This window comes from Mannheimia granulomatis (assembly GCF_013377255.1).
Lineage (GTDB): Bacteria > Pseudomonadota > Gammaproteobacteria > Enterobacterales > Pasteurellaceae > Mannheimia > Mannheimia granulomatis.
On record NZ_CP016614.1, the window covers coordinates 862,233 to 883,247 of the forward strand.

The 21,015-nt window shown below is 39.1% G+C and carries 33 protein-coding genes; 10 read left to right on the forward strand and 23 right to left on the reverse strand.

Going from position 1 to position 21,015, the window contains the following annotated elements; all coding sequences use genetic code 11:
• Positions 1–58 precede the first annotated feature (58 nt).
• The 19 genes from A6B41_RS04020 to A6B41_RS04110 all read right to left on the reverse strand — a co-directional run bounded on the left by A6B41_RS04020 (position 59) and on the right by A6B41_RS04110 (position 13,930).
• Positions 59–658 (reverse strand): HK97 family phage prohead protease, encoded by a 600-nt coding sequence (locus A6B41_RS04020; RefSeq protein WP_027074904.1) that lies wholly within the window; start codon positions 656–658, stop codon positions 59–61.
• Entirely contained in the window at positions 651–1,868 is a 1,218-nt protein-coding gene (locus A6B41_RS04025) for a phage portal protein (protein ID WP_027074903.1), read from the reverse strand. Before A6B41_RS04025 ends, A6B41_RS04020 begins: the two co-directional genes overlap by 8 nt.
• Positions 1,865–2,017, reverse strand: a complete 153-nt coding sequence (locus A6B41_RS04030) for a hypothetical protein (protein ID WP_027074902.1) — start codon at positions 2,015–2,017, stop codon at positions 1,865–1,867. Before A6B41_RS04030 ends, A6B41_RS04025 begins: the two co-directional genes overlap by 4 nt.
• Positions 2,014–3,717 (reverse strand): terminase large subunit, encoded by a 1,704-nt coding sequence (locus A6B41_RS04035; RefSeq protein WP_027074901.1) that lies wholly within the window; start codon positions 3,715–3,717, stop codon positions 2,014–2,016. Before A6B41_RS04035 ends, A6B41_RS04030 begins: the two co-directional genes overlap by 4 nt.
• Positions 3,714–4,199, reverse strand: coding sequence for a phage terminase small subunit P27 family (locus A6B41_RS04040; protein WP_027074900.1), 486 nt, complete (start codon positions 4,197–4,199; stop codon positions 3,714–3,716). Before A6B41_RS04040 ends, A6B41_RS04035 begins: the two co-directional genes overlap by 4 nt.
• Positions 4,200–4,310: 111 nt before the next feature.
• Positions 4,311–4,613: an HNH endonuclease gene (locus A6B41_RS04045; RefSeq protein ID WP_237052495.1), complete on the reverse strand. Its 303-nt coding sequence runs from the start codon at positions 4,611–4,613 to the stop codon at positions 4,311–4,313.
• A gap of 211 nt (positions 4,614–4,824) precedes the next feature.
• Positions 4,825–5,109, reverse strand: a complete 285-nt coding sequence (lysC, locus tag A6B41_RS11295) for an Rz1-like lysis system protein LysC (protein WP_418887735.1) — start codon at positions 5,107–5,109, stop codon at positions 4,825–4,827.
• Positions 5,003–5,380, reverse strand: a complete 378-nt coding sequence (locus A6B41_RS04050) for a DUF2570 family protein (RefSeq protein ID WP_050436802.1) — start codon at positions 5,378–5,380, stop codon at positions 5,003–5,005. The genes lysC and A6B41_RS04050 overlap by 107 nt, the downstream gene beginning before the upstream one ends.
• 95 nt (positions 5,381–5,475) lie before the next feature.
• On the reverse strand, positions 5,476–6,075 hold the full coding sequence (locus A6B41_RS04055; RefSeq protein ID WP_050436801.1) for a hypothetical protein: 600 nt from the start codon (positions 6,073–6,075) through the stop codon (positions 5,476–5,478).
• On the reverse strand, positions 6,076–6,429 hold the full coding sequence (locus tag A6B41_RS04060) for a phage holin, lambda family (protein ID WP_027074896.1): 354 nt from the start codon (positions 6,427–6,429) through the stop codon (positions 6,076–6,078).
• A gap of 73 nt (positions 6,430–6,502) precedes the next feature.
• Positions 6,503–7,408 carry a DUF7689 domain-containing protein gene (locus tag A6B41_RS04065; protein ID WP_050436800.1) on the reverse strand — a complete coding sequence of 302 codons (906 nt, stop codon included), beginning with the start codon at positions 7,406–7,408 and terminating at the stop codon, positions 6,503–6,505.
• Positions 7,409–7,712: 304 nt separating this feature from the next.
• The gene (locus tag A6B41_RS11120) at positions 7,713–8,471 is read right to left on the reverse strand and encodes a BRO family protein (protein WP_084493767.1); all 759 of its coding nucleotides are present in this window, start codon (positions 8,469–8,471) and stop codon (positions 7,713–7,715) included.
• 276 nt (positions 8,472–8,747) lie between these two features.
• Positions 8,748–9,893, reverse strand: coding sequence for a type I restriction endonuclease (locus tag A6B41_RS04080; RefSeq protein ID WP_027074895.1), 1,146 nt, complete (start codon positions 9,891–9,893; stop codon positions 8,748–8,750).
• 103 nt (positions 9,894–9,996) lie between these two features.
• The gene (locus A6B41_RS04085; RefSeq protein ID WP_027074894.1) at positions 9,997–10,353 is read right to left on the reverse strand and encodes a DUF2513 domain-containing protein; all 357 of its coding nucleotides are present in this window, start codon (positions 10,351–10,353) and stop codon (positions 9,997–9,999) included.
• Positions 10,354–10,366: 13 nt separating this feature from the next.
• A complete protein-coding gene (locus A6B41_RS04090) occupies positions 10,367–10,726 on the reverse strand; it encodes an antiterminator Q family protein (RefSeq protein ID WP_027074893.1) in 360 nt (119 codons plus the stop codon).
• Positions 10,716–11,075, reverse strand: a complete 360-nt coding sequence (locus A6B41_RS04095; protein ID WP_027074892.1) for a RusA family crossover junction endodeoxyribonuclease — start codon at positions 11,073–11,075, stop codon at positions 10,716–10,718. Before A6B41_RS04095 ends, A6B41_RS04090 begins: the two co-directional genes overlap by 11 nt.
• The gene (locus tag A6B41_RS04100) at positions 11,068–12,096 is read right to left on the reverse strand and encodes a DUF968 domain-containing protein (protein WP_027074891.1); all 1,029 of its coding nucleotides are present in this window, start codon (positions 12,094–12,096) and stop codon (positions 11,068–11,070) included. Before A6B41_RS04100 ends, A6B41_RS04095 begins: the two co-directional genes overlap by 8 nt.
• A 14-nt stretch (positions 12,097–12,110) precedes the next feature.
• Positions 12,111–13,166 carry a conserved phage C-terminal domain-containing protein gene (locus tag A6B41_RS04105; RefSeq protein WP_084493765.1) on the reverse strand — a complete coding sequence of 352 codons (1,056 nt, stop codon included), beginning with the start codon at positions 13,164–13,166 and terminating at the stop codon, positions 12,111–12,113.
• Complete coding sequence (locus A6B41_RS04110) at positions 13,163–13,930, reverse strand: Rha family transcriptional regulator (protein WP_027074890.1); 768 nt, start codon at positions 13,928–13,930, stop codon at positions 13,163–13,165. The genes A6B41_RS04105 and A6B41_RS04110 overlap by 4 nt, the downstream gene beginning before the upstream one ends.
• Before the next feature lie 311 nt (positions 13,931–14,241).
• On the opposite strand from A6B41_RS04110, the gene A6B41_RS11125 reads away from it, so the two are divergent.
• Positions 14,242–14,490 (forward strand): hypothetical protein, encoded by a 249-nt coding sequence (locus A6B41_RS11125; RefSeq protein WP_237052496.1) that lies wholly within the window; start codon positions 14,242–14,244, stop codon positions 14,488–14,490.
• Positions 14,491–14,522: 32 nt separating this feature from the next.
• Here the strand turns inward: A6B41_RS11125 and A6B41_RS04120 are convergent, their stop codons facing one another.
• Positions 14,523–14,747: a transcriptional regulator gene (locus tag A6B41_RS04120; protein WP_027074888.1), complete on the reverse strand. Its 225-nt coding sequence runs from the start codon at positions 14,745–14,747 to the stop codon at positions 14,523–14,525.
• A gap of 125 nt (positions 14,748–14,872) precedes the next feature.
• Here A6B41_RS04120 and A6B41_RS04125 point away from each other — a divergent pair, with 125 nt between their 5' ends.
• The 3 genes from A6B41_RS04125 (at position 14,873) to A6B41_RS04135 (ending at position 17,345) form a co-directional block, all read left to right on the forward strand.
• Complete coding sequence (locus A6B41_RS04125; protein WP_050436799.1) at positions 14,873–15,604, forward strand: S24 family peptidase; 732 nt, start codon at positions 14,873–14,875, stop codon at positions 15,602–15,604.
• 81 nt (positions 15,605–15,685) lie between these two features.
• A complete protein-coding gene (locus tag A6B41_RS04130) occupies positions 15,686–16,219 on the forward strand; it encodes a DUF4365 domain-containing protein (RefSeq protein WP_050436798.1) in 534 nt (177 codons plus the stop codon).
• The gene (locus A6B41_RS04135) at positions 16,212–17,345 is read left to right on the forward strand and encodes a hypothetical protein (protein WP_027074886.1); all 1,134 of its coding nucleotides are present in this window, start codon (positions 16,212–16,214) and stop codon (positions 17,343–17,345) included. The genes A6B41_RS04130 and A6B41_RS04135 overlap by 8 nt, the downstream gene beginning before the upstream one ends.
• Positions 17,346–17,469: 124 nt before the next feature.
• On the opposite strand, the gene A6B41_RS04140 is transcribed toward A6B41_RS04135, so the two are convergent.
• Positions 17,470–17,760 (reverse strand): addiction module antidote protein, encoded by a 291-nt coding sequence (locus tag A6B41_RS04140; RefSeq protein ID WP_027074885.1) that lies wholly within the window; start codon positions 17,758–17,760, stop codon positions 17,470–17,472.
• A 1-nt stretch (position 17,761) separates the two neighbouring features.
• Positions 17,762–18,058 carry a type II toxin-antitoxin system RelE/ParE family toxin gene (locus A6B41_RS04145; RefSeq protein ID WP_027074884.1) on the reverse strand — a complete coding sequence of 99 codons (297 nt, stop codon included), beginning with the start codon at positions 18,056–18,058 and terminating at the stop codon, positions 17,762–17,764.
• 713 nt (positions 18,059–18,771) lie between these two features.
• Here A6B41_RS04145 and A6B41_RS04150 point away from each other — a divergent pair.
• A complete protein-coding gene (locus tag A6B41_RS04150) occupies positions 18,772–19,011 on the forward strand; it encodes a hypothetical protein (protein ID WP_027074883.1) in 240 nt (79 codons plus the stop codon).
• Here the strand turns inward: A6B41_RS04150 and A6B41_RS04155 are convergent.
• Positions 19,008–19,196, reverse strand: coding sequence for a hypothetical protein (locus A6B41_RS04155; RefSeq protein WP_027074882.1), 189 nt, complete (start codon positions 19,194–19,196; stop codon positions 19,008–19,010). The two genes, A6B41_RS04150 and A6B41_RS04155, sit on opposite strands and share 4 nt — an antisense overlap.
• Positions 19,197–19,271: 75 nt before the next feature.
• Between A6B41_RS04155 and A6B41_RS11255 the strand changes: the two genes are divergently transcribed.
• The 5 genes from A6B41_RS11255 to A6B41_RS04175 are packed head-to-tail and all read left to right on the forward strand — an operon-like array spanning position 19,272 to position 20,954.
• On the forward strand, positions 19,272–19,403 hold the full coding sequence (locus tag A6B41_RS11255; protein ID WP_257792932.1) for a hypothetical protein: 132 nt from the start codon (positions 19,272–19,274) through the stop codon (positions 19,401–19,403).
• A gap of 37 nt (positions 19,404–19,440) precedes the next feature.
• A complete protein-coding gene (locus tag A6B41_RS04160) occupies positions 19,441–19,638 on the forward strand; it encodes a hypothetical protein (protein ID WP_027074881.1) in 198 nt (65 codons plus the stop codon).
• A gap of 5 nt (positions 19,639–19,643) precedes the next feature.
• Entirely contained in the window at positions 19,644–20,102 is a 459-nt protein-coding gene (ssb, locus tag A6B41_RS04165) for a single-stranded DNA-binding protein (protein ID WP_027074880.1), read from the forward strand.
• Between the two features lie 14 nt (positions 20,103–20,116).
• Positions 20,117–20,488: a hypothetical protein gene (locus A6B41_RS04170; protein ID WP_027074879.1), complete on the forward strand. Its 372-nt coding sequence runs from the start codon at positions 20,117–20,119 to the stop codon at positions 20,486–20,488.
• Positions 20,489–20,540: 52 nt separating this feature from the next.
• Entirely contained in the window at positions 20,541–20,954 is a 414-nt protein-coding gene (locus tag A6B41_RS04175; RefSeq protein WP_027074878.1) for a DUF6378 domain-containing protein, read from the forward strand.
• Positions 20,955–21,015: the final 61 nt, after the last annotated feature.

Here is a 21,015-nt window from a genome sequence, read left to right on the forward strand (position 1 = left end):
CTCTTAAATGAAAAAAGCCACAAGAATGTGGCTCGTATTGATAAAAATAGTATTAAGTTTAAGCACTGATTAGGCTTAAAAAGCGTTCTCGTGCAGCTTTTTGTGAAACGGCTTTTGCGATAGCTCCTGTGTCTCTTGCTTCTTTCCAAGCTTCAAGAGAACGTGCGGTTGAGCTGGCTTCTTGGTAAGCTGGGTAAGTTACAGGGCTGACATCATATAAGCGTGAAATTTTGTGGATTTCACGGATAATCACGCCATCTTCATTTTCGTACCAATCATCACCATTGCGTGCGATCTTGAACGCAAAGGACGATTGAGTAATGTCGCCTCGTTTTAGCGGTGCGATAACTAAATCACGAATGGTAGGGGTGTCGGGGGCGATGATGTCATATTTTAAGCCTGTTTCATCGACAGAAAGGCTTAGTGTGCCAGCTTTGCTTCGACCAAGAATGAAGTTTGGATCGTGATTGAATAAACCCCGGACATCGTCTTCTAGAACATCATCAAAGGCCCCTGGCATAATGATTTCACGGAAACCCCACATTACTTCTGATTTTGAGTTGAATACTGAGCCGTAGCCGATAATGTGCGTTGGCTCGTTTTCTCGGTTTTCGGCTCGTACTTCGCCAGCGTAGGAGCGTTTTTCAATATCACTCATTGCTGTCCTCCTGTTGTTTGTTTTGTTGAGATTGTTGGGCGGCATTCACGCTGACAAGCATTTCATCTAATCCCTCAACCGGGTTCATATCTTCCAGTTGGCGTGCTTCGTTGCGTGACATCCAGCCATCGGTGATAGCATTGTGGTAGAAAGTCGCTCGTTCAGCTGCCGTGCCTCGCATAATACCGGCGAGATTAAATTTGACGAAGTAGCCTGCTTTACGTTCTGCATCAGTAAATATTTTACGATTAAGTTCTTGCTCCCAATTTACAACCCACGGCATTATGCTATAGCGGATAAACTGAATAGTTTGCTCGGAAATATTAGAGAAAGTCGCCTTTTCTAAATCATTTATCATGTGAGCCGGTACATTGAAAATACCGGCAATTTCTGAGCGGTTGAGTTTCATCATTGAGAGTAGTTCGGTATCAACAGGGGAAACTGTTAAGGCTTTATAATCAAGTTCAGCAGGAAGAAAAATAGTTTTATTTTCTTCACTTCGCAGCTTATTTTGTGCCTCTTGCCACATCGCTTTGAAATTCGTCCAAGAACTGCTATTGATAGGTGTTTTTACCGATAAAATCCCTGCGGGGCGTGCATTACCGCCAAAAAAACTACTAGCAAATTTGCGTGCATCTAAGCCTAAGCCAATAGTTTCGGCGTGCGTTTGAATGACGGATTTGCCTGTTTTGATTGACGGCCCAAGTGATTTAATGTGAATCATATCATCGGGCGAAATGCTCAATGTTTTGTTATCATCGTAATAGCCGTAAACGTGGCGACCTCCATTTTTCAGTAGCTGAACTTTCCATGGCTCAAACGATTCGAGAGACTGCACTGTCCCATTTTTATTCCGTACGATGTGAATGTATGCATTGCCATACAGTAGCACCGCACTTTGGGCATATTCACGCAATTTATATGAGGTTTGCCAAAAATTAGGGCTGTCGTGGAGCAAATAATATGTGGGGTGTTCTCGCTCCGTTTCTACCTTGCTGCCACTTTTACGCTTAACGTGTAGAGGTAGTTGTGCAATGGAACTAGATAGCACATAGACACAAGCATAAACCGCCAACAATTTCATTGCGAGATCGGGGCTAACGGTTTTTGTTGGCTGTGAGCCAAATAATTCTTCATAAGCATTTTCTGCACTTAATGGAACAGCTGGGTTTTCTAGTGAGCGAGTGGTAAAAAGTTTGTCAAAAATCACCGCTTACCTCCTGCACTAATAAGGGCATAGAGCAGTAGGAGTGTTCCACCGACCATACAAGCAAGAGCCTGTCCATATTGGAGGTACACGCCATAACAAAGCATTGAAAATCCGCCAATACCGATAATATCTGTTAGGAGCGTTTTCATAATTCTAATACCTCATTAGGGAAAAAGTTATCATCCACGTTCAGCATAATGCGACCGATTGCCATCATTAGGGCGACAGCTCCGTCGATTTTGTTTTCGGGGATTTCTTTAATCGGGCGAACCACATCATCATTACCCGGCACAGTTTTACCGACAACGTTCCCAATACACCACGTCATAATCGGGTTGCCGTCGTGATGGAAACGTCCGCTTTCAATGGCTGCTTCCAGTTCTTTCATCGGGTCGGAGAGGTTAGTGTAGTTTTGGGTAATAGTTATCGGGTTTAAGCCTTCGTCCGCCAAGTTGTGGCTGATTGCAATCACTCCGTGTGGGTCAATCGCAACACACGACACTCGGTGTTGGTGGTTGGTTTCTTTGATGACTTCTTCGATTTCTCGATAATCTACTTCCGCACCGTCCGTTGCGGTGAGATGTCCGCTATTTACCCATTTTTGGTATTTATCCACCACACGCTTTAAGGCAGTATCGGTGTTGTAAACTGTGTCTTCTGGCACAAAAAATTCAGGGGCAATACAATAATAGTGCCGCTTGCCGTCAATAATGCGAAAGAACACTTTAACTAGTGAGTTCATATCTAACTTGCGAGCCATATCAAGCCCGAGATAAACGTCATCACCTTGGAAATCGTCAAGGGTGAGCGTATCATCTTTGCAGTTTTCCCAGCTTACCATATTGAAAAAGCTCTCTTTCGCCGATACCCACACGTTCAAATGTTTAGTTTTAAAAGTGTTGGTAAGCCGTGCGTTGTTGATCGCTTTGTTTTGTTGGCTAATTAAATAATCACCGTAAACCGATACGTCAAAGTTAGGATTAGCTTTGCGAAGTACACTTTCGTCTGTCCAATCATCATCTTCATCAATGGTGTAGATAATGCCGAATAGTTCGTCATTTGGGATTGCTCCGTTGAGTTTTTCAATTACTTCTCGGCGTTTGTCGTAGCACGGTCCTTCGATGTTGTAGCCAGCGGTAGTGATAATAAACATCAGCGGCTGTTTTCTTGCTCCCATACCGGTGAGCATTGTGGTGTAAAGTTCATCATTTTTGTGTTCGTGGTATTCGTCCACGATGGCACAACTTGGTGATGCACCATCACCCGGTGAGCCGATCAGCGGTTCAAATCGGGAACCATCACTTGGACGGTTAAGATTTGATGCATTTACTTCAATGCCAAAAGTAGAGCAGAGCAGATCGGTTTTCTTACACATTAAGCGAGCAGGGCGGAATACTTCCCACGCTTGCTTTTCGGTGGTTGCACCTGAATAGACTTCAGCACCAAATTCATTGTCCATACAGAACATATACAAGCCTACACCGGCAGAAATTGCCGATTTACCATTTTTACGCGGCACTTCGACATAAATTTCACGATAGCGACGAAGGTTGTTAGATTTGCGTAGCCAGCCGAAAGCATTGGCAATGATGAACAGTTGCCACGGCTCTAATGTAATATTTTGTCGTTTTAACGCCCATTCCCCTTTAGTATGTGGCAGGTATTGAATGAACTTACAGGCTTTTTCCGCTTTCACTTCATCAAAAAAGTAAGGGAATTTAACCGCTTGTTGTTGCTCTAAATCATCTAAAAATTGTTGGCATGTTTTCACGATAAATCGACAAGCGGGGATTTTACCTGCGACAACATCTTTGGCGTATTTTGTCGCTTTTTTGATATTGTCCGTCATTGTAATAACTCCGCAAATGGGTTGATGTTTTGCTCGTCTGCTTTGCCGGTTAGCCGTTGGCGGCTGCTTGGGTCAAGTCCTAGCAATGATCCAAATGTTGTCATCTGTTTTAACGCCTCATTCAGTACGGTAAATGCAGGATTTTTGGATAGTCCACCGTTGCTGTTTTCAACAAATGTGCCGTATTTGTCTATATCTTTACAGGCTGAATTTCGGTTTTGATAAGCGATGCAATAGTTAGCAACGACCTCAAGATCTGTTTGAAACAGAACACCCTGAGGTAATAATTCTTTCAAAAGAAAAGCCCACATTCGCTGTCCGTCTTCATTAAGTTGGGCAGGTGGTGGGCTGTGTTCATTAAACGGACTGAATTCAGGCTCGTTTTGATTTAGTTTTCGTTTCCCGGGGTTGCCTCGACGTTCTTTCACTTTCGTCGGGGTGGGTTTTCTTCCTCGCCCCGGCGTTGTGGATTTTCCTGTCATTTGGCGTTTACCCTAAATTTTTAATTTCGCGGTTGTAAAAATTGAGTTCAGGGGGCGGTTTCCAAAGCGTTTCACTCTAGCGATTTTTCCACCCCCTCCCCATAGTTATTTCTATGCTAATCGCTCTTTTGCTGTTTTTACTTTGTGGCATGAATAACACAAACTTTGTAAATTCAGCAAATCATCATTGCCACCGTGTGCCTTTGGTGTGATATGGTCCACCGTTGAGGCGGTAACATATAAACCACGCTTTAGGCACGCTTGGCATAGATACTTATCACGCTCTAATGCAATCAATCTGATCTTTCGCCATTGCGAACCATAACCACGTTGTGATGATGTTTTACCTTTCTGATGTCGTTGCCAACCGCAAGCCTTATGCGTATCGCAATAACCGCTTGAATCGATTGTCACGTTCTTACAGCCTTGCTTTCGACAGGCTTTGGGTATTCTTGCTGGCATATTCACCTATTTGTTACATATAGATTACATAGCTTGCGTATTTTCTCGGGATTTTATCCAACCAACCCCGAAACCATACGCAAGTTATGTAGCTTATAAAATACAAAAGGGAGCTATTATGCTCCCTTCTACAGTTAAACTAACGAGAAATTCAAACTAATCACTATTTAAACCCAGCTTTTACCTGTGATTGCCATTCTCTGATACTATTGATTTGATTAGCACATACATCACGCTCTTTAATGACGACCATTAAATAATCAATAGAATCGGCGTAGGTCTTCCCGTTAAATACTGACCGCTCGCACTGCACCAAATACGCAGCTGGCGGATAAACATAATTAGTTTTTGTTACCACCTTTTGTGTGCAGCCGCTTAATACTGTCGATAACAGCATTAGGCATAGCAACACCGCCACACGGCTCTTTGATAAGAATTGTTTTAACATTCTCACGCTCCGTTTCCATCTGTGCTTTTAGTTCGTTGGTAATCTTTTGCTGATATTCAACCGCTTGCTTTTCCGCTTCCAGTTGAGTTATCAACTCTTGGTTTACAACTTGCTGTTCTGCAATCAATGAATCCTTTGCTTTAACTTCTGCATTCAACTCATCAATTGTTTGCGACTGATAGAAAATCCAACTACATAATCCAAAAACAATAACTACAATACCTATCGCACACAGCAAGAAAAATTTATTTAAACTGTTGCCAATGCTCATATCAATCACCATAACAAATAGTGGTGCGGTTTCGGGCTTTTATGTATATGCTTTCGCCATCTGTATCACTTGCTCCCAGTAACCGCACCAACTAATTAGACACCTCGAACGCTTTTTGCTCCAAGGTTATAATAATCTCTAATTGATGTACCAAACCCATCTTTAGTTGCTACACCTGTTTGAGCGAACTTAATTGCGTTACCTGCACCTTTTAAGTGTGCAGCCATAAGCAACCCTGCTTTATGCTCAGCATTACCAACATAAACACCTTTAGCTGTCATTGTGCGTGCATTGCGATTCATTAGTTTGATAATAGCCTCATCTTGTACCTGGGGAGAATTAAGAAACGCAGATTTACCGCCCTTTAAATCCCAAAACTCATTTTGTGCTAAAAACCACTTATGATTTTTAGCATTTGAACCATTAGATATCCCACTGTTCAAAGATACTGCTTTTTTATAATGTTCAGCGTTTACTAGCCCAACATCAACCAATGCAGCTGCACCAAATTGATACGCACCTAAATAGCCAAATTTATTTTCGACTTGGTAATTGCTGTTACTCTCACGTTTAGCTAATGCCAAAAGTAACGCTTTTGTTTGAGTATAAGTTAAACCTGTTACAGTTAAAGATTTTGATATAGTCATATTCGTTACCTTCTTAGCCATATCTACCACTAAACTAACTAATCGCATTTACTCATCTCCACGCTTTCCAATATTGATGTCATTAACTTCAATCTTCTTACGGATAAGGGCAAACAAAAATTCACGAATCTTCTCCGCACCAACGAAACCAATCATACCACCGGTAAACGTGGACAAACTCTCACCTACTCCAAAATGCGTTAATAACGACATACAGGATAGAGTTAACGCTCCGCAAATTGCGCCATCAAGCAGACGCTGTCGGTAGGTGCTTTTTTGTTGAAGAAACCAAGCTCGCAGCATGGACATAAAAAATGCCATCACAAATCCTGTGATAGCATTGTAGTTTTGCTGAATGTAGGCTCCAATAATTAGCCATACACTCGGATCTTTATCTGGCATTTACATACTCCACCCCCTCTTAATTTGGGGCAATAAAAAAGCCCCTATTTAAGGGCCTTATCTCTGAACTGCTTTATGTCAATGAATCTATGTATTTCTTGACTGTTCGGCGTGTTCTACCATGTTGTCCTTCCAAAACATGGCATTCTGTACCATGGAAGACTTTAAGGCTTTCTGTTGATTGAAGCTCATCATAAGCTAATAAAGCCCAATAATCACCGACATAAAGTCTAAGAATAAGCAATGGCAAAATGTTATTTGTTTGCCCAAACTGAATAAGCTCTTTGTATGTGGTTGATTGTTTCCGTGAAACAGGATTAGAGCTAAGCAGTGAGTTTTTATCTGCTGAATCCTGCCAAAACTGAATCCAATTCTCATACAATGTATCAAAATCATGAATTACATTCTTAGATAATAAAGACAGTGCTTTACTAAGTTTTATCAGGTCTGAATGAGTAATGGTAGGCTGTTGTCTTTGTAGTTTCGGGCGGTTTTGCTGTACTGCTTCACCGGCTGATTTTTTATAATATGCTACAGGTTGTCCATAAGATTCGCCTTTTAAGCCGTCTAAATCATGAGCTATGCGAATATAAGCACCTAATTTCGATTCCCATTGTTTTGATTGAGGATAAGCAATACAAGCATGCGTCATATATAACTTGCCATTTGGTAATGTATTTCCCCAAGCAATAATATGAGCCTCATTTATATGAGATACTCTTGTAAACCCGGCCTCTTGATAAAATCTATCAAAGTCCGCTAAGGTTGTATCTTTATCTGTAAGATATGGATGATATAAAGGCCATAGCCAATCATCAGTAACACCTAAAGTCCAAGCTACACAGTTATAGCATTGGGTAGCAATACTGGTTTCCTTAGTGGTAGCCAGATTTAAATTTGGAAAGAATGATTTATAAAGGATACTTTCACCTTTATCTAAAGGCTTTGAATATGTGGGAATATTTTTGCACTCGTTCATTTTTTAAACCTCCAATGAAACCGTGATAATAAAAAAGCCCCGATTGGTAAACCAATCAGGGCTATAACAATAGTGTTGCGTAATGCACTTGCAATAATCGCAAGGATTACATAAATGCTATACTTTTAGGGCGACCTTGTCAATCTTTTTTAATCATTTGAACACGTCCGCCACAATAATGCCCATCGCAGTCGTTATCTAAATCTAATACGTAGCCGCCAACACAGAGAAAAAATATCAATACATATTTCAGCATAATGCACCTCAACCAAATTTTGTGTGTAGAAATCCGCCACTTGATGTTTCACAAGCGGTCAGATTTCATTAATTTTTTGCGAATTAAATTCGGACTATTCCACCTAAGCCTTTTAGGTTTATAGGTTCGTAAGGTTTGCAGGGCTAAATGGTAGTGAGCCTCTTCTTTCGGATCGACATCAAATTCTTCTAAGAGTGGTTCAAGAAGCCTTTTCATCGCTCCAAGAGTGGTCTGGTATTCTGTTACGTGGGTATAGGCTTCTATGCCGTGGCGTGAACCAAGCATTTCAAGCGGTTTATGAATTTTTCTCAACAATTCTAAATTGTTGTAAAGTGCGAACCACATTGACGCGAATCTTAGCCATTGCTCTTCCGTGAGCTCTTTTGCGTATTTTTTCTTACGCAATGAGAGTGGTAGTTGGTCATCAGGCAAGGTTAATTGTGTTTGTGTGCTGTATTGCCCGGTTTTGCGAATTTGGGGTAAAACTTCTGAAGTTACCCATTTTCTGAAACGGTGTGGTACTGAGCCTTTTTTCACAGCTTCACGGCAGCGTAGGATTAAGGTATACATTCCGCTTTCGCTGATGATGTTCATTTCCTGCTGTCCGCCAAGGGTGTTACTTAAAGTTACACCCTTTTCGTCATCGTCTAATGCTAGTAACGCTTTACGATTATTATCAATGCCGATAGCATCACATACGTCTTTTGCGATAAACCAAGACTCGCCATTGATTGCGATTACACGGATTGCTGAATTTTCAAAGTTGAATGTAGAAAGTTGAGATTGAGTAGAAGTTTGAGTTGTCATTCTGAATGTTCCTTTTGAGAGAAATCCCTAATTTTGAGTTAGGGCGGTCGGCAGCTCAAAACCTGCATTCAGTCAGGCGGAATTATTCCCCTTGTGGGTATTGTATTCTTCGCACTGCCGACCATTGTAAAAAATTGTTGTTTTTTGACCGCTTGTAAATCGCAGGTACAAAAAAATCACGCTGACGGGGTGAATTAACCGCTGAATGTAAAAGGCTTTTGAGACCTTGAAAACATCATAATAAAAAAGCCCCTTGGGTGTCAAGGGGCGTTATGATTATTTCTTTCTTGAGAAATTTTCATCATTTTGGCAATATTCTAAACAATCTCGAATTAAGCCACTGATTCTTAGAATATTTTCAGGTCTGTTAATTATAATGTTGTTACCATTGACTTCCAAACCAGCTCGTTGGATTTCTGCTTGATGGATATCAAGTAGTTCTAATGGCACATTGATACAAGGTTGCTGTTTATTATCAAAATATCTTAGAACCCATCTATTTGATTTCCCTTGATATAAAACACTAAAATAACTTTCAGTATCTTTTGCGACTAATTCCGCATTCTCGCCAAGAATTAATACAACATAATCAAACAGCAATCGTTCCGTATATGTAGTGATAATTTTGCTATTTGTTTCATCAACAATTGGAGCTTTTTCGTCAATATCTACATTCACACTTTCTTGTGGTTCAGGCTCTTGTATTTTACGAGATAATCCCGAAACAACCATAGCGCTAACCGCTTTTTCTACAGCCTGTTTAACAATAGGTGTTATTGCTTCTATAAAACGTTGATTTAATTGTCTACCTACATTTGAACGACCTGCAACATACCTTACAAATTCGTGATCAACATCTTTTAAACTCTCACTAATTGTTTTAGTAAAGGCAGATAGGTACACGCTTTCTTCGGCTAAAGTTCGTAATGCCTCAGGCTGGAAACGGTCATGACAAAATTGACTTAATTGATTAATTTTAGAGTCATCTACGTTTTCAAAATTAATACGTAAAAATGGAGATTCATCCATAATATTTTTATCTTTTAAATCAGTAAAGAAACGCCATTCTCGTCCATTAGTAACTGCTGCGACAGTAACCTCAGGTGTCGCATTAAAATATCTAGATAGCTGTGGAGAATGATTTGTTAAATTTTCATTATATGATTTTGCTTCAATAAACATAACCGGCACATTATGGCAAAATAAAGCATAATCGACTCTTTCACCATTCTTAACACCTGGAAAGTCAGCTCCATACTCAGCTCGTACTTTAGTTGGATCATATGGATTAAAGCCTAAAATATCTAATAAAGGTAGAATTAACGCTTGTTTAGTTGTTTCTTCAGTTGTGCAATGTGAACCAACCTTAATAACATGCTGGATATGAGATAGTACTTTTTCTTTGAATATATTTTGACTCATTTTTAAAATCTCCCATAGGTAAAAAGAGCCTATACTTTATCGTATTTTTGTAAATTATACTGTGATGTAGATCACATTGTTTATGCGTACTTCAATCTAAAATCTAACTCAACATTCCTGTAATAATGGTTGAGGCTATCGTTTTAATCGTTTCAAAACTCAAATCAAGGCTTTTATGCTGTAAAGTTGATTTAATTTTATTCCACACACTGTCATTGCGAATCTTATCTAAAAATTCATGTCCCTGCCAAGTCAGAGAAAGTGCAGCATAGTCCTCTTCTTCCATACCTGATATATCAATACTTTTAATTAATCCTGCTTCAGTTAATAAGGCATAGTGATAAGCCACTGTACGTGCATCAAACCCTTTGATTTCATCAGATTGTAGCCAACTGGTACTGTCAGCTTTTTCTTCTAACTTAATAAGAATTTTGCGGATTAAATCCCAGTTACGTTTCATACTATTTCTCCTGTTAAACCACCAATGCTAATTTTAACCCAACCACTACACCTAAAACATACATTTCCGCTTGGGCTAGCTCTCGTTTGAATGTTGTATGGCTAATTCCCAAAACTTGTTCGATTTGGCTATCAGACACCCTTGCCGCATATCGACCAATTAGCACCTCATATTGTTGAGGTTCTTGCTGTTTGAGTTGTTTAACACAGCGGTCAATTTCAAAAATCGAATCATCGGTCAAACGTAATATCCTGTGATTGCTTGTTGGTACAGCTTGTGCCATACCTGCCGCCACGCATGGAAATTCGGTGCCGAGTCTGCCGTTGGCTGAATAACCCCAAAAACGTAAAATACCTTTAATATCAATTAACATCTAATCGCTCCTTAATCCTTACAATTACCGCACCGTCTTTTTGATTACCTTTGTCCTCAAATGTGAGCTTTTTCACATATTTTCGGGAGTCATCAACAATGATTTTGCTATATACCAACGAATCTAAAATACATTTGCCTAAGTTATCCAAATCCCGATCTCGGTTATCGGGGAAGTAAACATCGCACTCTATTTCAACTTGTCCGCCAAATTTCGGTTTATTTTGGACAGCTAGGAAAGTCGCCCATTGATAACTTTTACCACGAGGGCTAACCGCCATTTTGTTTCTGCCGACACGTTGCCAATAGTTATTTACGCTTGGCGGATAGGGCAGTATTAATTCAACCATCTATTTCTAATGCCCCCAAACCTAACGCTCTGTCTAAAAACTTAATCAATAACTCTAATTGCGAGCCGTAATCCTGTTCAAACTTACCAACATTGCGATGTAACTCATCGTGGTGGATTCGGCAGAATGGTATTACAAATAAATCGTGTTGCTTACTTCCCATTTTGCCGCCATAACCGATAATATGATGTGGATCATCTGCTTGTTTACCACAGCACATACAGGGTTGCGACTTAACAAACTGTAACCACTTCCGCCACTCGAAGCGTTGTAGCTTCGGAATTGCCATAAATGAGGCTAACGGTTCAGGTTCGACTCTCAGCTTTAATGCCTTAGCCCATTGTTTTAGATTGACTCGAGCATTGGGGACATCATCAAAACCGATATTGCTTTCTTTACTTACACCGCTATTATTCAGTGGCGGATAACCCAGAAGCTGCTGTAATGCGTTACTGTCTAATTCATCAAGTAACTCTTTAATACCGGCAAATAGCACTAAATCAGCAAATTCAATCGCGGTGGATTGGTTTTTTCGCAACGTGAGGCGTATTTGTTGGGCGATAAATTTTTCCCAGTTTTCATCCGCCAATTCTTCTAATTTTTCAGTTGGGATTTCACCGTCCATTCTCATTTTGTCGTGATGCCAACAAAGCAGTACTGCACCATTTTCGGTATTTGCCATTACTCTTTCCGGGTGGCAGTATTTACCATCTCGGCATTGGCAAGTTTGGATTGACTTAACAAAACGCAAATAAGGAGGTTCTTTGCTGTATTTATCTAGCTCGTTGAGTTTTTTTCTCACATTTTCCGATTTCGCAAATGCCACCAACTCTTTACAAGCGGTCAAATTACCCGAAAAATTTGCAACCTTACCCGATTTAGCCGTCGCCAAATCGGTCGGTGCCGGTTGCAATAATGTCCGCTCACCGAACGCGGCAGGAGAAACATCTTTCGGCACACGGTAAAACACAATGCCGACCTCAGTCTGAAAATAGGGGGTGAGTAATAATCCTTCTGCCATTTGGCTAATCCTTACTAAAATGTTGGCACTCTAAGCTGGTCAATATGCTCAACCGCATTTTTAATTTCTTGGCTAATAATCATCGGCAAATCACGCTCAAGTGGTCGCTTGTTTTTGGTGTTGATGGTGGCGTGGTACATCACTAAATTGCGTTTGTCGGTAAAGTCCAATGCCTTAAACGGATTGCCACTGAGTGATTTTTGGAATAAGGTTCGCACTTCATCCACCGTTGGCATAATCAAGCGTTTTTCAAGCTCTGCCGGTGCAATCCACTTGCCATTTACACAAACCGGTTTGCCGTTGCTCGCCCAAGCGGTCGATTTTGGCAAATAATCTGCAAAATTGGATTGTCGGAAAATCGTTTTCGGGCAGAGGTATTCACGCATTTTGCCGTCTCGCCCCCATTTAGCGACAAGGTAGTCCACTACCTGACAGCAGTCCGCCACCGAACTTTCACGAATGCGTGCAGCGATGTTTTTCGCCCACGGCTTAAGCGAATACCCCACAGGCTTACGCTCGTCAAGTTGTGTTGCCAACGTTACCAAAGCCGAATTGAGATAATTCAACACAACTTCAGCCGGGGCAGGCTCCCCCTCGGGGGGATTAAGGGGGGTATTATTTTTTGTATTTATATTATTGTCTTTTGTAGTGTGCCAATTTTTGGTACTGGTGGTAGTGTGGTTTTTTGGCACTGGTGCAGTACCATTTTTTTCCACTGGTGTGGTTTTTTGGCACTGGTAGGGGTTTTTGGTACTGGTTTCTACTGTATTCCCACGCTCAGGCAATTCACGCACAAGGAAAAATTCCGTGGTAGTACCGTTATTTTTTTGTGAGAGAATTAATCCAACTTCTTCTAACTCTGCTAAAACTTTGTACACAGTTTTACGGTCTTTAATGTGGCAGACCTCCATAAACTGAGATACAGAAATAAAATCACTCTCTTTTTGCCAGCCAGTAGTCTTACGAGCAATCAACAGATAGCACTTCACGGCATTACCTGATAATTCCCCTAACAAGTCATCAACGAACGCATTCGGGATTTGAAATGAATTAGGAATAAATTTACTCATACCGCCACCTTACTACTGTGATAATACTTCCCGTCCCAATCGGCACGCATTGGCAATTCGCCTTTCATATAAAATTCAAAAATCCGCACTGCACCTTTTTCCAACAGCACCGGCTTGTAGGTTGTCATCTCCACACGCTCAATAGGATCGACTTCAATTCGACGAGATTGCTCAGTCAAATACTTATCCCGAATATGCCCAAACACCCGCCAAGACTTCGAGTTATCTTTATAGAGCCACCCTTTCGAGCGTAAAAACTCGTTTATCTGCTGACAATTCACGCCATTCAGACTTTTCACAAACTGCGGTGGGGTCAAGCCTTTCTGAAAATAACCTTTTAAAGCAGTGATTTCCTCACTTTGGGCTTTATTCTCTAAAGCAAGTAACTCCGCTTTTTCGGCTTGTTCAGCCGCCAAACGCAAGGCTTCGGGGAGGGATTGAGGGAGCTTTGGACGTTGCTGGTTCTCTAACTCATCTAAGCGGTCAATAATTTTGGCGCGTAGGTCAATGCGATAGCCAGAGACTAAAATTAACGTTTCACGTTTAGGCAAGAGAAAGCACGGATATGTGCGTCCTTTACTGTCTTTGTAATCTGCTAAAAAATCAGCAGATTGAATTTTAAGCACATCTAACATCTGACGAATATCCGCCATCACATTTCTATGCTCTTTCTCACAAAGTTGGGAGATTTCAATGCTACTAATTTTAATTTCTGAACCGCTTGCATTTTGAGCGGTTATCGGTAATAATGATTGGGATTTCAAAGCAAACCTCCTTAGGTTGTAATTAGCCCACGTGACAGCGTGGGTTTTTTATTTCTCATCAATAAATAATACTGTTCAAATACAACACGACAGCACAAAGACAAACCAGACAGAGTTCCTTATTTTTCCGCCAAACCTGTGCCATAATGTGTAATCCTTTTTTCAACTTATTCATCGTTTTTATGTCCTCTTTGAACTTGAGAGAATTGTTTTTCGGTCTGTGCTTTTTTGTTTTCCTTGCACTACCAAGACTATTCTATTTAAGCGAAATACCATTCTGGCTCGCTGGTGTATTTGTAAATGGAATACCATTGCTATTAATCCTTATTCACCGATACATTAAGCAAGATTTTGATAATCCTGCTTATCTCCCTGCCATTATGTGTATTACGGTATTAACTACTTTTGGCTCGTTTAGCAAAGAAGAACTCATTGAGTTTGGCTTTCGATTCTTGCTGACTGAATCAATTTGGGCTTATTTCGCCCTTAAATTGTCTTTCTTCTTCTGGAGTTTGATCCTACTTCCTGTTGTTCTAGATAAGTTTTTCAAGAAAACTTAAGCCATTATTTCCACCGTTCCAGCGGTGGTTTTTTATTTGCTTGAATTTCTTAAAACAGCCCAATTTACATCGGGGCGTAATTCTTCACAGGTTACTTTCCCTTCTGTAAATTTTTCAATTTCTGGGCAACGCTCTGCCGGTACTTGGCGTTTTCCATTTACCCAAAATGACACTATGGGCTGAGCAACTTTGATTGCTTTCGATAGGCGAGCCATTTCTCCTCGCTCTGAGGATTCTAAATATTCTTGTAATTGCATATCTTACCTTTGAAATCTAAAGAATATCTAAATGATATCTTAAAAACAAAATCTAAGCAATATCTAAATATTGTGTGATTTGATATCAATTTGATATTAAAATAATAGAAACTGTGGAGGTTGGTATGAGTACAGTAAAAGAAAACAGATATGCTAATTTATTGCTCTTGATTGAAGAGGCTGGAAGCGTGCCAAGACTAGAAGAAAAGACTGGCGTCACGGCTAATTATTTAAGACAAATAAAAAACAAAAATGCCATTCAGAATGGTAAGCCTAAAGGAATTGGCGACAAAATTGCTGCTAAACTGGAAGATGGTATGAATAAGCCTAGAGGATGGTTGGATCAAATACATTCCGATCAATCCCTCGTCATTAATGCAATGAGAGGCAATGAAGAGCAAGAAGTACAGGAGCAAGATTTAAATGATTTTGTCATCATTGATGTATTAGATGTCAGTGCTAGTGCAGGCTTCGGCTCAAGCAGTGAATTAGTTGAAGTAGTCAATCAAATGCGTTATGTGCCTGAGCAATTTTATTCCCTCTTTCGGAATATGGCTCCTCGATACATCAGAATTATCAATTTAAGTGGTGATTCTATGTATCCGACCTTTTCCTCAGGAGATATGCTTTTCGTTGATATTAGCGTAAATGAGTTTACCGGCGATGGTGTTTATGTATTTACATATAAAGGACATTTATATGTTAAAAGATTACAAAATACAGGTGATCAATTATTAGTTATTTCAGATAACAAACTCTATGAAAAGTGGAGTATCAAAGAAGAAAATCAAGATCAGCTATTTATTCACGCTAGAGTAAAAGTCCACCAAAGCCAACAGTTGAATTTTATTGGGTAGAAATTAAAAGCAAAATTTCCAAGCTTATTAAGCTACGAAAAGTAAAATGTAAAAATATCTGTAGATAATAATGGAGGATATATGGCAAATCAAAATGTTGATTTTGATTATGCTGAACAGTATCAAAAGGCTTACTTAAAAGCCATTGCATCTGCGTGCCATTTTATGACTAAAGAGGGAACAACACCAGATAGAGGGAGTATTGATTTTAGCATTTGCTCTAACCGAATTGATAATGAGCTCAATATAGCTATTGATAGCGAAATTCAGTTACAGCTTAAGACAACTATTGTACCTAAGTACGATAAAAAGAAGACTATCCTTAGATTTTCATTGCCAAGTAACAATTATCGTGATCTAATAGGCAACCGAAAAATACCAAGATATTTAGTTGTTATGGTTCTTCCGCCTATTAAAGAACAATGGATACAAGAATACCAAAATGGCATTTTTATTACTGGATGTTGCTATTGGGTGAATCTGAGTAAATTAGAACCACTGAGCAAGAAACAACAAAAAAATGTTACAATAAAAATCCCACTTTCACAAATATTAACAATAGAAACATTAACCAAGTTATTACAGTATTCAGAAGAAGGAAAAGTTTATGAATAGCCTCTTAGAAAAAAGCGATATTCAAACGCTTGTTCCAAAGTTCACACAATACCTAGAGTCACAACATTGGCGTTTATTAAAAGACAATGATATCGTGTCTATTTGGGGATCGCCTAAGAACCAAATCTCTATTCGATTACCTAATCCAAATAATATTGCAGAAGATGATGTAGAGTTTACTAATATTGCCTTATCTAAGTTGGCAAGCTACCTTAACTCATCAACTGAACTGGTATTACAAGCTATTTTAGATACTAAAGTCCCAGCAAAACTTGGGAGAATCAGTTTCCGTATTATTGCCGATGATGTTGAAAATGGGCAAATATCTTTTCAAGATGGTATAGAATTATTCAAATCAACAAAGCGTTTTATTGAGGATTTTTCAAAATCGGCGTGGAAAAAAAGTGCAGTATTAACTTCCTACAAACCTGAATATGTTACCGACTTTATCAATAATGTAAAGTTAGGACAAACAGCCCACGGAAGTTACATTATCAATATATTCTACCCAATAGAACAGTTATCAATAGAAGATGATTTCTCCCAAACTAGTTTTTCCGAGATTGTGAGTCAAAACATTTCTTCTGGTCTATCTGCTTTATCCAGCTATTTAGCTGAACAACCTGATGCACCAAAAAGTGCTGGAGATTTTATCCAAAAAGGAATTAGCACAAATTTATGTAATACTTTGGTAAGTTTCTCAGGGAAACATCAACATCGTGATTTGGAAATAACACTACATTCAATAGAAAATAATGTTTCAAATCAGATATTTAGTTTGCAAAATGGACAAGTTGAGAAGATAAGGTATATTGCTAAGAAACTTGCTAGAGATGAATATTTTTTTGAAAAATATGAAGTAATCGGTAAAGTGATTGAGCGTCATAGCTTAAGTGGAAATATTGAAGAGGGGGGAAAAATTACAGTTAAAATGGAAATTTATGGGAAATCCCGTAACATTTATATCAACTTAAACCCTGATGAGTATAAGCTTGCAAATCAAGCAACTAATGAAGGTAAATTATTACAACTTGTCGGAAAGCTATCTATTAAAAAGGAAAAGGGAGAAATGTCAGATCTAGTAACTATTCGTATTCTGGATAATGAATCACTTCCTTTAACCTAATTATCTTATACCGCCCTCGTGGCGGTTTTTTTAACCTCGCCGAAACTGAATTTATTAACATCATAACAAGCGGTCAAAATTTGCAATTTTTTTGCAAAAATAAAACCCTCTGAAGAGGGCTTAATTATGCGTGTGCAGCTTGCTTTACTTCAAAAGTAAGATTAAGTGCCTTCATCACTTTTAGCACGGTAGAAAATGTTGGATTACCTTTGCCGGAAAAGGCTTTATATAACCCTTCTCGACTTACTCCCACTTCTCTAGCTAACTGGCTCATATTTCGTGCTTTGGCAATATCCCCCAATGCAGAAAGAATTAAGTCCACATCATCTTCTTTTAACACTTCATTCAAGTAAAGCTGAATTTCCTCTTCGCTTCTTAAATGTTCCGCCATATCAAAATCTTGTAGTTCCGCCATATTAAACTCCTAATTCTTTTGCTAATGCTTTCGCCTTTTTAATATCATTTTCTTGTGTCGATTTATCACCACCACACAATAAAATCACAATAACGCCATTCTGATTTTTTAGATAAACCCGATAACCTTTACCCTCAGTAATACGCAATTCAGAAATACCCTCTCCAACTGCTTTTACATCGCCAAAGTTACCCAGCTGCAAACGCTTAATGCGAGTTTGAATTTTTGCCCTTGCCCGTAAATCTTTTAAATCATCAAGCCACTCTTTAAAAACCGTTGTTGATTTAATCTGAATCATATCCCCTCCAGTAGTCTTATTATAATACTTTTATTTAAAAATGTTAACTATAATTCACATACATTAGTAATACACCTCAATTTTGTAAAACTCCCACCAAAAATGACCGCTTACAATTCGCATTGTTTATTTATTAAGCAATTAAACAACCTTTCAAAATTTTATTCTCTTTTAAAATCAATAAGATATCACAAAAATATTATTTTGACTACAAAACAAATATCAAATAGATATTGATTTATAGATATCAAATAGATATCATAAACCCATCAAAACGAGCTACGGCTCAATGCTCTTTAAAAAATCGGTGCTTGTGCGGATGATATTAACAATCTCGAGCAGCTATTAAATAAAATTTAATAACTCAGCAAGGTTGGTTAGATCGCAAGAGTTTAACTCAACGAAACGTCTAATAGAGGGGATGGCAGTTTAGGCAACACACTCGCGAGGTGTGGAGAGCTGAAAGCGAAGCACTGGTATTAGTCCTAAGCAATCACATTAATTCGCTTCTCAAGTTATGAGAGCTACGGATACAAGCAGCACCCGACGGAATGGCACAAGCCGGGCGGGCGACGGCGTGGGCAGACACGCATTTATTCCAAAGCATATTTCACCAAGTGTGTTTCGGAATACCTATAACTAGACGCAAGTCGCTCCATTTGCCCACTGTAAAACGTGGACTTTTTTCACTGCTATCTTCAGAGGAAAACCAAATGTCTAATACGAAAGCTACTCAAGAACACAAAATTGAAGTGCTATTAACCATCAGAATTGATGACCAATGTGTACAAACTGAAAACTTTACATTCAAGCCCCAACAAGGGGCAAGCAAAGTTTCAATTCACGAAATCTTGAAGCCATTCCTTACCCCATTTATCGAGGCTGAAAGCAAATTGTTAGAGCGGAAGAAACAAGCATTACTCCGCCAACAAATTTTCAACGATGAATTTTAAAAACCGGTTGTTTCATCATCTGATGAACCTTCGGCAAAAATGAAAATGCGATCCGCCAACTCAAATAGTTCATTCACAATGTCAGCGTGATCGCCATTTTCCAATCGTTTTACATTCTCTTTTCCATTCGCAAGCAATGCAGCTGCCGCTTGTACTGCTTGTGCGTAAGTTAATCTTCTATTCATACAAACTCCTATTTGGGTAGAGCCAAAATATAGCACGAGTTACCACGAATAGAAATCATCATAAGGTAAACAGCTATGAGCATAATAAAAAAATCGTTACCCATCATTTTTATGATTGCGATCTTAGGCATTGTCGGGCGAATGGATTATGACGACCACCTACAAATGCAACGTTACAAATGCGAACGCAATCAAGGTGTTTGGTAAGTTGAGAGTAATGGCGATCAATATTGCGGAGGTAAAAATGGCTAAAAAAATTGATGCCGGCGTGGAAATTGTGGAGATCGGCAAACAATTTGTCGCCAAGTTTTACTATGACGGCAAACTACAACATTCAACCTACCCACAATATAGCCGTAAAAACGCAATTATGTTGATTAACCGCAAAATTGAGCGGTTCAACGTTGGCAGAGACAAACCAATTTCACTTTATAAGGAGTAATAACAATGGCAGGAATTAACAAAGTGATTATTGTCGGCCGCTTAGGTAACGACCCGGAATTACGAGCAATGCCAAACGGCGACCCAGTCGCCAAAATCAGTGTAGCAACCTCGACCGAATGGACGGATAAAACCTCAGGCGAGAAAAAACAAGCCACAGAGTGGCATAGCATTATCGCCTTTCGGAATTTAGCGGACATTATCGGCAAATACTTGAAAAAAGGCTCTCAAGTTTATGTTGAGGGCAAACTATGCACTCGTAAATGGCAAGCCCAAAACGGCACAGACCGCTGGACAACCGAAATCATCGCCGACCAGTTACAAATGCTCGGAAACCCAAACAACGGAAACAGCAATAATAATTGGGCAACCGAACCAGCTGGCAACTCACCGCCAACTAATCCATATAACCACGTAATGACAGAATCAGAATCACGAGATTTTGATGATGATATTCCGTTTTGAGATAAGGAAAGAGAATGAGAGAAAAGTTATTTTGTTCAAAAACAATGAAAAAACAAGAGCAACTTGATCTGGTGTATTCCGATTTCCTAGATATGAGAGTTGGAATTTTCTTATTGTATAAACCCAATAATGTTGTTTTGCGTTTTGATAAAAAAGGTTACTTTTTTGGCATATACGATCAAGATACTCTTTTTGAAAAAATGGTGGCTAGTTTTCAAGTTTGTCGTTACACGCTTGGAAATGAAGAAATGGAAGCTATTAAGTTAATTAAAAAATTTAAAAAGTCTTTACCAGTATTAGATTATTTATCTCTATTAAATGCGACTAAAGTTAAAAAACCAATATTTCACCAAGAAACAGCATTGGCAATTAAGAAAATCAGTTAGTTGATTTAATTACTATAGAGTTTGGTAGGATTAAAAGTGAGGAAAACATATAATGAAAACAACCCAAGATATTTTAGATGAACGTGAACAACAACACGGTAGTTATGACTCCTTTGCGAAGATTTATGGCGGTTTACGCAAAGTTAGCGACCAACACGCAGAAAAGCTCACTTGGCAAAAGCAAACCGTGGTAGAAATGGTGTTACTTAAACTGGCAAGAATCCTAAATAACGGAGCCAATCACCAAGATAACTGGCAAGATATTGCCGGATATGCAACCTTAGGCGGTGAGCTTTACATTCCAATAAACGCAAAATCATTACCTAAGCCCTTAACCAATAGTATTTACCCAGAATCACATCTTAATAAAAGCTCTGTTTGGCGACTGGATTTGGAATTTGAGGAGAAGGAACAGGCGGTGGCGGTGTTGGAGGCTTTAACAGGTAAAAGAACTACGAAAAATTAATCACTTTTTCTTGACTTTTTAAATATACAGTATTTCTTGATATTTAACTTTGTGGCACAAT